The sequence below is a fragment of the Phytoactinopolyspora endophytica genome (assembly GCF_004138495.1).
In the GTDB taxonomy this organism is placed as follows: domain Bacteria; phylum Actinomycetota; class Actinomycetes; order Jiangellales; family Jiangellaceae; genus Phytoactinopolyspora; species Phytoactinopolyspora endophytica.
In genome coordinates this window covers 254,125-256,155 of record NZ_ML142855.1, presented here as the reverse complement: position 1 = coordinate 256,155, position 2,031 = coordinate 254,125, and the positions used below count along the sequence as shown (strand labels likewise).

Here is a 2,031-nt window from a genome sequence, read left to right as displayed (position 1 = left end):
GCGCCGGGTAGCGGATCCGCTCCACCATCTCGGACAGCTCCGCCGACGGCGGCGGAGTCAGCTTCGACACGACGATCGCCACGGCGAAGTTGACCAGCGCACCGATGGTCCCGATGCCCTCCGGGCTGATATCGAGGATGTGGTCATTCGCGGATGTCCCGAAGACCTCCAGCGTGTACACCATGTAGCTGATGGTGAACACGAGCCCGGTGATCATCCCCGCGGCGGCGCCGACCGCGTTGCACCGCTTCCAGAAGATGCCTAGCACCAGCGCCGGGAAGAAGCTCGACGCCGCCATGCCGAACGCGAACGCGACCACCTGGGCGACGAACGCGGGCGGGTTCATGCCCGCGATCACCGCGACGACGACCGCGCCCGCCATCGCGATCCGGCCGACCAGCAGCCGCTCACGGTCGTCGGCCTCCTTCCGGATCCGCCGGAAATAGAGGTCGTGCGACACCGACGACGAGATCACCAGCAGCAGCCCGGCGGCCGTCGACATCGCCGCGGCCATGCCGCCGGCGGCCACCAGCCCGACGATCGGCGCCGGCAGCCCGGCGATCTCCGGTGACGCCAGCACCAGGATGTCGTTGTTGACGATGAGGTCGGCACCGGAAGCGGGGTTGTTGCCGACCGACTGGATGGTCTCGACGTCTTCACCGATCGACACCAGCCCGGTCGACATCCAGTTCTCCACCCAGTCCGGCAGTTCGGACACCGAGGTGCCCTGGACCCCTTCCAGCAGGTTGAACTTGGTGAACGCGCCCACCGCGGGAGCCGTCGTGTACAGCAGGGCGATGAAGAACAGCGCCCAGAATGCGGAGTAGCGCGACCCGCGGACCGTCTTGGTCGTGTAGAAGCGGATGATCACGTGCGGCAGCCCGGCCGTGCCGACCATCAGTGCCATCGTCACCAGGAAGATGTCGACCTGCGGCCGCTCGGTGAACGCCTGGGTGTACTCGTTCAGGCCCAGCTCGGTGCCGAGCGAGTTCAGCTCGGCCAGGATCTCGCCGAACGAGATCTGCGGGATCGGCACCCCCGTCATCCTCTGGGCCACCGCCACCGCCGGGATCAGGTACGCGGTGATCAGCACTGTGTACTGCGCCACCTGGGTCCACGTGATGCCCTTCATCCCGCCGAGCACCGCGTAGAGGAAGATGATGGCCGCGGCGATCACGATGCCGCCGTTGATGTCGATGTCGAGGAACCGGCTGAACACGATGCCGCCACCGGCCATCTGCCCCACCACGTAGGTGAACGAGATGATGATGGCCGCCCCGGCAGCGATCGTCCGTGCCAGCTCCGAATACCGGTCGCCGACGAACTCCGGCACCGTGTACTTGCCCCATTTGCGAAGGTATGGCGCCAGCAGGACCGCAAGCAGCACGTAGCCGCCGGTCCACCCCATCAGGTAGATCGACCCGTCCGACCCGAGGAACGCGATCAGCCCCGCCATCGAGATGAACGACGCGGCGGACATCCAGTCCGCGGCGATCGCCGCACCGTTGGCGACGGTCGGGACGCCGTGCCCGGCGACGTAGAAGCCCTCCGTCTCCTTCACCCGGCTGCGCCAGGCGATGAAGATGTACGTACCGAAGGAGAGGACGATGAAGACAGTGGTCCAGGCCTGGATATCGGTCACTGCTCCGCTCCCCTTCCGGCTTCCGCACCGTCGTCGTCACCGTTCTCGTCGACGCCGAACTCCTTGTCCAATCGGTCCATCCGCAACGCGTAGACGAGGATCAAGATGACGAACGTGTAGATGGAACCCTGCTGGGCGAACCAGAACCCGAGCGGGAAGTCGAAGAACGTGATCTCGTTGAGCTGCTCGACGAAGAGGATCCCGCAGCCGAACGAGACCACGAACCAGATGACAAGGAGCACGGCCATCAGCCGCAGGTTCCGCCGCCAGTACTGGCGGCGCCAATCTTCAGAGAGCGGAGGACCGCCCTGTTTCGTCTGGTCCGGTGGGGACATCAGCGAACTCCCTTCTTGCTACGGCGCCGGAGTCGAAGGGTCTGCACCGTCCAC

The 2,031-nt window shown here is 65.9% G+C and carries 2 protein-coding genes; both read right to left on the bottom strand.

All coding sequences use genetic code 11. The features are described from left to right. On the bottom strand, positions 1 to 1,642 hold a 1,642-nt coding region (locus ELR45_RS16005), incomplete at its 3' end, for a sodium:solute symporter family protein (RefSeq protein ID WP_165367819.1). Beyond that, positions 1,639 to 1,977, bottom strand: coding sequence for a DUF4212 domain-containing protein (locus ELR45_RS16000; protein ID WP_129667289.1), 339 nt, complete (start codon positions 1,975 to 1,977; stop codon positions 1,639 to 1,641). The genes ELR45_RS16005 and ELR45_RS16000, both read right to left, overlap by 4 nt. Positions 1,978 to 2,031: the final 54 nt, after the last annotated feature.

What these genes read in the sequence shown, in the direction of transcription:
- ELR45_RS16000 (WP_129667289.1), bottom strand. Translation starts at nt 1,977, where the DNA reads ATGTCCCCACCGGACCAGACGAAACAGGGCGGTCCTCCGCTCTCTGAA.